Source organism: Protofrankia sp. Cj3 (assembly GCF_917627355.1).
Classification (GTDB): Bacteria; Actinomycetota; Actinomycetes; order Frankiales; family Frankiaceae; genus Protofrankia.
In genome coordinates, this window is the sequence record NZ_CAKJTR010000205.1 from 1 (window position 1) to 8,119 (window position 8,119).

Annotated in this window: 7 protein-coding genes and 1 pseudogene; 1 reads left to right on the forward strand and 7 read right to left on the reverse strand. The window is 71.2% G+C overall.

The window, feature by feature from the left end:
• The 6 genes from MJ783_RS20080 to MJ783_RS20105 all read right to left on the reverse strand — a co-directional run.
• Positions 1-694 (reverse strand): hypothetical protein (locus MJ783_RS20080; RefSeq protein WP_239312644.1); only part of this gene is annotated, 694 nt, incomplete at its 3' end.
• Positions 691-1,089, reverse strand: a complete 399-nt coding sequence (locus MJ783_RS20085) for a hypothetical protein (RefSeq protein ID WP_239312647.1) — start codon at positions 1,087-1,089, stop codon at positions 691-693. The genes MJ783_RS20085 and MJ783_RS20080, both read right to left, overlap by 4 nt.
• Positions 1,086-1,970, reverse strand: a complete 885-nt coding sequence (locus MJ783_RS20090) for a hypothetical protein (RefSeq protein WP_239312658.1) — start codon at positions 1,968-1,970, stop codon at positions 1,086-1,088. Before MJ783_RS20090 ends, MJ783_RS20085 begins: the two co-directional genes overlap by 4 nt.
• Positions 1,967-2,779, reverse strand: a complete 813-nt coding sequence (locus tag MJ783_RS20095) for a hypothetical protein (RefSeq protein WP_239312660.1) — start codon at positions 2,777-2,779, stop codon at positions 1,967-1,969. Before MJ783_RS20095 ends, MJ783_RS20090 begins: the two co-directional genes overlap by 4 nt.
• Positions 2,773-4,791: a type IV secretory system conjugative DNA transfer family protein gene (locus MJ783_RS20100; protein ID WP_239312650.1), complete on the reverse strand. Its 2,019-nt coding sequence runs from the start codon at positions 4,789-4,791 to the stop codon at positions 2,773-2,775. The genes MJ783_RS20095 and MJ783_RS20100 overlap by 7 nt, the downstream gene beginning before the upstream one ends.
• Positions 4,788-5,465 carry a sigma-70 family RNA polymerase sigma factor gene (locus MJ783_RS20105; protein WP_239312653.1) on the reverse strand — a complete coding sequence of 226 codons (678 nt, stop codon included), beginning with the start codon at positions 5,463-5,465 and terminating at the stop codon, positions 4,788-4,790. The genes MJ783_RS20100 and MJ783_RS20105 overlap by 4 nt, the downstream gene beginning before the upstream one ends.
• Before the next feature lie 473 nt (positions 5,466-5,938).
• Here MJ783_RS20105 and MJ783_RS20110 point away from each other — a divergent pair, with 473 nt between their 5' ends.
• A complete protein-coding gene (locus tag MJ783_RS20110; protein WP_239312656.1) occupies positions 5,939-7,144 on the forward strand; it encodes a toprim domain-containing protein in 1,206 nt (401 codons plus the stop codon).
• 438 nt (positions 7,145-7,582) lie between these two features.
• Here MJ783_RS20110 and MJ783_RS20115 read toward each other — a convergent pair.
• A pseudogene (locus tag MJ783_RS20115) lies at positions 7,583-8,119 on the reverse strand (recombinase family protein); the annotation flags it as partial.

The window sequence follows — 8,119 nt, forward strand, 5'->3', positions numbered from 1 at the left end:
CGGTGAGCATGACCGACGCGGGGACGGCGTGGACGATCCCGTTCATGAGGATCATGAGCCGGGGCAGGTCGGGTTCGGACATGCGGGCGGCGACGGTGAGCTGCTGGCGGGCCAGGTAGGTTTCCGTGGCGAGGCGGAGGTTCGCGCCGTGCAGGGCGTTGAAGGCGGCTTTGCCGATGCTGGTCACCGCTGGCCGCCGCGTCGACTTGGCGATCATCGTTCCGATGTGTGCGCTCAGCGTGCGCAGCTGCTCGGGGTCGATGCCGTGCCCGGCGGCGACGGCGTCGATGTGCCGGTTCTGGACGGTGGTGGGTTGGCCGGCGACGCCCGCGGCGACGTCGGTGAGCGCGGCGGCCAGGACGGTGACACCGATCGCGGGCTGGGACTGGTCGGCCGGGGTGAGCTGGGCGATCTCGTCGATGACCTGTTGGCTGGCCGTGGGTCGGGTGCTGCCGGTGTGCGCCGGGTCGGTGGGGGGGTCGGGCCACATGCTGATGTCGCGGGTGGGGATACCGAGGGTGCGGTCGTGGCGTTCTCGTCGGGTGATCGGCCGGGGTTGCCAGGGTGGCTGGCCGAGGTCGGCGCCGGGCCGGTCGGCGGATGTCCGGGTGAAGTAGTCCCAGTCGCGGTGGCCGAGGGTACGGGTGGGCCGGTCCCGTCCCAGGTCGGGGTCGCGACCGGCTGGGGTGTTCACCGCGGCTGCCCGGAGCCGCGGTGGCGTTGCCGGGCGATGTGCCGTTGGCGGGCGAGGTGGGAGGCGCGGAGGTGGGCGGCGACTGCGAGATCGGCCGGGTCGGGGTCTCCGGCGGAGACGATGAGCTGCCAGCCGTCGAGGGTCTCGCGGACTTCCAGCGTTCCGCTGGAGGCGCGGATCGCGACGATGCCGGCGCGGCCGAGTTTCCCGACGAGCCGGGTGGCCTGTGCGTGGTCGCCGTCGAGTTGCGCGGTCATGGCGGCGACGGCGAGTGCCAGCCGGGGATCGAAATGGCCGCAGTGGTCGGTGTCGGCCGGAAGCCGGTCGGGGAGATCGAGGATGATGGGCTGGTCGAGGACGGTGGTGTCCCAGTTCGGTTCCGGACTGGCGATCATCTAAGGTCCATTCCCGGGGTCGGTGGTGCGGCGTGTGGCTGGCTGGGGCCGAGCGGGGGCGGGCCGGCGACGACGACCGGTGTCGGTTCGGTGAGGTCGGCGAGCTGGTCGGGGACGTGCCGGGCGGCCAGCGCGGCGAGGGTGAGGCGGGCCTCGGTGCCGCCGAGGTGGCCGGGCATGCGGGCGTCGAGCAGCGCGGTGAGTTCGGCGGGGGTGTGCGCGAGCGCGGCGCCGAGGTCCTCGGCGTCGACGTGGATCCAGCCGTGCCGGGGGTCGCCGACGGTGGCCTGCCCGTCGTGGTAGGTGATCGTGACCGAGGCCGGTGGCTGGGCGAGTTCGACCGGTAGCGTCTCGCCGCCGGCGAGTCGTGTGCCGTCGCGGCCACGCCGGGGTCCGTCCACCTGCGGTGGTGCGGCGCGGAGTTGGGCGTGGAGGGCTTGCTGCGCGGCGGTGTAGGCGTCTTCGGGACGGTGGTACGGGCCGCGCAGGATGATCCGGTCGGGGTCGACGGCGTGGAGGTAGCCGTACCAGGTCATGACCGTGGTGGATGCTGGCGGGGCCGGCGCGGGGGCGGTTGGCCGTTGATAGGGGTTGCCGGGTGCGATCGGCGCGGGTGGAGCGGCGGGCAGGTCGGCGGCGAACCCGACGACGTCACCGAGGTCGATCTCGGCGGGGGTGAACCCTCGGCGTCCAGGCCCGGATTCCCAGGGATACGCCCCCCACCCGGTCGGCTGTGTCGGGTCGGGCCACAGGGTTGCCGCGCGGACCACGGCGCCGCGCGGTACCTGGAACGGCACGTCGATGACGGTGGCGCCGGCAAGGAGCCGAAACGCCTTCAACGGCGGGTTGTCCGGGACGGTCCGGCGAGGCGGGGTGGTCACGTCGCCGGCGGTGGGATGATCGGCGTCGTGGCCGGGATGGGCGTCTGCTCGGTCGGGGTGGCTGCGCCCGGCCAGGCGGCGGGAGCGGCGAGTGCGGCCAGCGCAGCCAGGGTGATCCGAGGTAGGTCCGGTGCGAGCGGACGGCCGGGTCCGTAGCGACTGAGCAGGTCGCACAGTTCCGGTCGGGTCCAGCGCAATGCCGCGGACAGCTGGTCGGCGGGGACGTCGAGCCGGCCGTGGACCGGGTCGAGGACCCGGATGATGTCGCCGTGCTCCTCCAACCGGAGCGGTGCCGGACGTCCCGTGTCCAGTCCTGGACGGGGCGACCGGGTGACGGTGCGGGATGTGCCGGACACCGTTGGTTCCGGTACCGGACCGTTGCCCGCCCGCTGGACGGCCGTCCGGTGCAGGTCCGGACGGCCGACGTCCGGTCCGGGCGTGTGCGGTCCGGTGAAAAGGGGGCGGACCACATGCGCCGGGCTGACGAGGACATGCCCGGGGTTGGCGTGCCAGGGATGCTTGGGGTCCTCGGCGCGGTCCGGGCGCCAGGCGTAGGAGCGGACCGCGCCGCCGGTGTCCGTGAGCGCCTCGGTGACGGTTCCGGTTTCGATCGCCCGGCCCGGTACGGCGGCTTTGATTCGGGTTCCTGGGGCAAGCCCGGGTGGCGATTCCGGTACGGCTGGCGCCGGGTTCGCGCCATCGGCGCGCACGGCGTGCAGGTTCCGTGCGGTCGGCGCGGTGTCGAACACGACCCGGCTGTGGCGGCGTCGGGCAGGCCCGTCCGGCGGCTTGGGTTGGCTCGTTACCACGGCAGCCCGCTGCCGCCGTCGGAGCCCGGCCAGGTGAGGGGATCAGCGTCCCCGCCGGTCTCTGTGGCATCCCCGACGTCGGATGTGACGTGTGATGTGGCATCTGGTGTGGTGATCGGCCAGTTGTTCTCCGATGGCACCGTGTTGTGCTCGTCATGGCGGTCGTCCGCGCGGACGCGACGGCGCGCTGCCCGGCGCGCCAGCTCGCGCCGCTCCATGCGGCGGCCGGTCGCGAGTGCGTGGAGGTCGGGGTCGAGATACCAGTAGCGGCCGTGCAAATGGGCGGGCGGCAGGGTGTTGTGGACGAGTAGCGCCTGTCCGGGCGCGATCTGGCGTAGCAACGGCGCGGGAAGAAGCTCGAGGCGCGTCGGGGCGTGGGAGACGTTGTGTCGCCCCCCGCCGATGGCCGCACCGCCGAGTCCGCCGGCGTCATCGGAGGTGGACCGTTGGACGGCGTGTTCCTGTCCGAGGAGACCGGCGGCGTAGTCCAGGGTGGACTTGTCCGACAGGCCGGCGAAGAACACTTTGGTGATCGCGTTCGAGACGACGATGTCGGCCTTGGTGGTGTAGGCGGCGTCGATCTGCGCTTTCGACTGGAACACGAGCATGAGTTGGATGCCGAGCCCGGCGCAGGTGGAGATCCGGCCGGGGAGGTTGCGCATCGGCCAGTTCCCGGCCTCGTCGATGACGACGAGCAGCGGCGGGTCGAGCGGGACGTCGGTGCGGCCGACCCGGGCGTACGCCTGTTTCATCAGGTCGTCGAGCAGCCCGCCGAGCACGGGGGCGAGCCGTTCGGCTTCGTCGAGGTCCGCGCACAGGTACAACGTGTTGGCTGCGGCCGGCTGCACCCCGCCGGGTGATCGTGTGCGGTCGCCCAGGAGCCAGTCCAGGTCGATCCGCGGGTTCGCGGCGGACGCGGCGACATCGGGTTCCTGCCAGGGTTGGATCATCTGTCGGGCGACCAGGTAGGTGGAGGACACCTGCTTGGGGTCGTTACGCCACAGCCCGTCGAACCCGGCGAGGACCAGCGTGCCGTCGGTGGCGATGGACGGGTCGTGATGGGCGGCCAGCGGGGCGAGGAGCGTGCGGACACCGTCCTTACTCATCGTCTGGACCCAGCCGACGACGGTGTCCATCCCGACCTCGCAGACCGCGGCGGTCCAGAACAGCAACGCGAGGAGGCCCTCCGCGGCTGAGGTCCAAAAACCCATGTCGGACGACGAGCCGGACGTCCAGGTGGTGGCGTTGGCGATGCTGCGTGCGGCCCGCCGGGCGCCGGCCAGGTTGGCTGCTTCCCGCAGCGGTGACCAGCTGGCGCCGGGCTGGTCGGTGGCGTTCGCCGGGTCGAACACCAGCACCTCGCCGAGCCGGTGTCGCCGGGCGATGGTGGCGGCCATCAGGTCGTTTTTGACCGACAGCGCGACGACGGGGCCGGCCCATTCCAGGATCGCGGGGATCGCCAACGCCGCGGTCTTCCCGCACTGGGAGGGGCCGACGACCAGGACCGCGCCGCGTGGGCCGCGGCGGCGTTCAGCCCAACGACGCAGCAGCGACGGCACGGATGGGTCGAGGCCCAGCCGGGAGTCTTCGGTCGCCACCAGCCGGCCGCGCCATGGCCCGCCGACGCGGCCCAGCGTCAACCGGCCGACCACCGGGCCGGACACCCACAGCGGCGCCAGGTCCCAGACGCGGGCGAACCGCGCTTCGGGGTTCAGACCCATCCGGAGGCGGCGTTGCACCCCGACACCGGTGTGCAGGAACAGCCCGACTGCGACCGCCGTGACGGCGACCAGGAGGACGAGCACCGTGGACGCCATGCCGGCCCACGCGACAACCCGGGCTGCGGGGACCGCGGGCGCGGGTGTCGTCGCGTCGGCCGGGCTGAGGAATCGATCGGTCAGGGCGGCGCCGACCAGTACGGCAACGGTCACAATCCTGCCCAGGAGGCTGGCTGCCGATGCGGTCGCGGTGCGCTCGGGCCGCCGGTGGGGGAGGGGAACCGGGCGGGTCATGCCGCAGTCCCCATCCGCCGGATGCGTGCCGGTGGAGCGGGTAGCTCCAGGAGCTGGGTGAGCTGGACGACGGCGCGTTGCCGGCGGCCTCGTACCGCACGCTCGGTCACACCGGTCCGTAGCGCGATCTCGCGTTCGGTGCGGCCCTCGACCGCGAGCTCGACGAGTAGCCGCACCGCGGACTCGGCCAGCCCGTTCCGCCGCGCGCGGGCGAGGACGTCCACGACCTCGATCAGCGGGTCGTCGGGCGCGTCGACGGGCCTGCCGTCGAGGCGGGCCAGCGGCAACACGGCGCCGATGTCGACCGCGGGCACGGTGCGGCGGTCGATGAGTGGTGGACGGCCGAACAGTTCGTGTTCCGCTTCGTAGACGATGTTCGCGGCGATTTTCACCGGCCGGCGATCCAGCGGATAGGTGAGGATCGCGATCCACGCGGCCGAGGTGTAGCCGGCCAGCAGGGTCCCGAAGCTGGCGTGTCCCCGGCGTGCCCGGACGCCCGAGCGAGCGATCAGCGCGGGCAGAACTCGCTGGAGGAGGATGCGCGCGGCCACCTGATCGCCGTAGCGAGCTTCCTCGACTAGCGCGGCCATGCGCCGGTCCGCGACCAGAGGCGGTACCGTCCGGTCCCGGCCACACCCGGCGACGATCTCATCAGGTGTCCGTAGCATAGCCATATACGCGCGTCGCTGCTGCCAGGATGAAACCCTCGCCGCAACCTCGGGTCGGTCTTTCCACGCGTCCCATTCCGTGAACCAGCGAAGGACATCGTCGGAGACAGTTGGCCGGTGTTCTTTCGGTGGCCGGTCAGGACGATACGTGCAGGTCTTCTCCGTCATGGAACGGCAGCTTTCCTGGCGTCCTCACATGCGGTCCCACACCGGATGTCACAGTAACCGCCATCTTCCAAAAATCATGAGTGTGTGATGCGGCGTGACATGACCGGCCGTGTGCGCTGACTCGGCACTCGGATGGCGTGCGGCGTCACAGCGGGTGCCATTACCGCTGGTCAGGCACGTCCGGCGTGCCCTGGGGGCGATCTCTATTGGGTGCTGGAGATCGCGGAAATCACTTGCCTGCCCGCCTTCCGGAGGGCCATGGCCGCGCACCCATGAATCGACCGCAACACTCGTTCTCAAGGGTGGCTTCGGTGGGGCAGATAGACCGTGATGCGGTGCTGGAAAAAATCGACCTGCGAGCACTCGCCGACGAAGTATGCGGGCCTGCTCGCGGCCGAGGAGCCGGCGCGGCATGGCACTGCCCCAGGCCGGAACATGCCGACGAGCACCCGAGTATGGGCATCTTCCGCGGCCGTACCGGCTACCAGCGGTGGAAATGCCATTCCTGCGGAGAAGGCGGAACCGCCGTCGACCTGTTCATGGCCGCGAGCGGCGTGGGCGCGGGCGAGGCCCTCCGCGAACTAGCCCGCCGCAGCGGGCTCCTCCCGTGGGATGCCGGAGGGTTCCGCCGGTCCACGACACCCACGATTCGCCGCGTGCCACCTCCTCCAGCGGCCCCGCCCACGACAGTGCGAGAACCGGACCCGGCCGTCGAAACCTTCGTGGCCAGAGGCGCCGCGTTGCTGTGGCAGCCCATCGGAAGCGGCGCACGCCAGCATCTGTCCGGGCGTGGCTTCACCGACGAGGTTCTGCACGCGAACCGGGTCGGATTCGACCCCGGACCCCGCCAGCTTGCACGGCCGCGCGGGCTGCCGTTCCGTGGACCCGGCATCGTCTACCCCGCACTCGACCCGATCAGCCGGAGTGCCGTCTACTACCAGGTCCGTTACCTCGACCCCGAGCGGGCCGGACGCAAGTACGATCAGCCCGCCGCGGCGCTCGCTCCCAACCCACGGCTGGCAGCTATCCGATCAACCGTGCCGGCGCCGGCCGGTTACCTCGTCGTCTGCGAGGGTTTCCCCGACGCCCTGACCGCCAGCCAAGCCGGTGTCGCGGCTATCGCCGTCCTCGGTGTCTCCCATGCCAGCACCGACGGTGCGGAAACACTCGCCCAGACGCTGCTGGAACGGTACCCGCGGACCGCGTTCGCGATCTGCTTCGACGCCGACGACCGCGGCACCCGACCTGGAAAGCCAGCGACCGGCCGGATCGCAGCCGGACGACTCGCCGACCGCCTCGCCCAAACGGGTGCGATCGTCGCCCGGCTCGAACCCGCGGCCCCCCACAAGGACCTCAACGACTGGTGGCGCGCCGACCCCGTGTCAGTCACCCGGGAGCTCAGCGGCACAGCCACGGTTCTCGTTCCAGTCGTTCCAGTCGGCCCGGACGTCGCCGCTCTGCGTTCAATCGGCTCCAGCCTTTCGCTACAACCGTTCGGACCGGATCTCATCGGATGAGGGGGCAGGAGCTTTCCTTGACCCGAAGGTCCACAGTCTGATCAGAGCACCGGTTCATCCAAGATCAATGGCCACGTCGTGGCTGGCTCAGCGCACGGTCAGCGGCAATAGCGGACACCCAGGCTGCCCTTTTTGCTTGTCACGAACGTTACCCAGCGCAGCAGGGAGCCGGGCGGGATCTGACGGGTCGGACGTGATCAACCTTGCAGCGACGACGCCGGGACAGCGACTGGAGTCGAGGTAGGGAAGGGCGGCGGTGACGCCGATCTATGACACGCCGGTCTTGAGCTCAACGCCGATCCGCTCCGGGCCCCGCCGGCCCGACCGGGACATCTGGCTGTTCCATGCGGCCCCGGCCGGTGTCGAACCCGACCTCGACCTGCTCTGGAAAGCCTACCTGCGAAGGTTCGACCAGGAAAGGAGCAAGCCGCAGTGCTGTTATAACTGCGGCTTGCTTCCATCGTGGGTGTTTCCTCCCGGTTCGGTGTCACTGTCAGTATCCAGGACGGCCCGCTGGTTGGCCAGCCAGGGACGGCGGGTGTGCTGCCCGCGGGGGGCCACGTGCAGGGCGCGTAGCCGTTCGACCTCGGCGGGGTCGGCATGGACGACCCACCTGCGCGGGGAGTCCGGGTGGCGGTGGGCGCGCACCCAGCCACGGCCGACCCAGGTGTACAGGGTGACCTCGGGCATGCCGATTACGCGGGCAAGGTCGACCAGCCACCATTCGTGCTCGCCCAGCGGCGGGCGGGCCCGGGGTCTGGCGGCTGGTTCGCTCAGGCCGAGGGCACCCATCAGGTCGCGGACGCACTGCCGGTTGAAGGTCTGCCGCCGTTTGGGCGGACGGAAGCCCTCCCGGTTCAGGCAGCCCGCGATCTGGTTGGCGGTGTGCCCGGCGGCGACGAGCTCGCGGACCCGGGCGGCCAGCCGCGGGTAGTAGCTGAGCTGGGTCAGGCAAGCCACCGGGCGCACCACCTC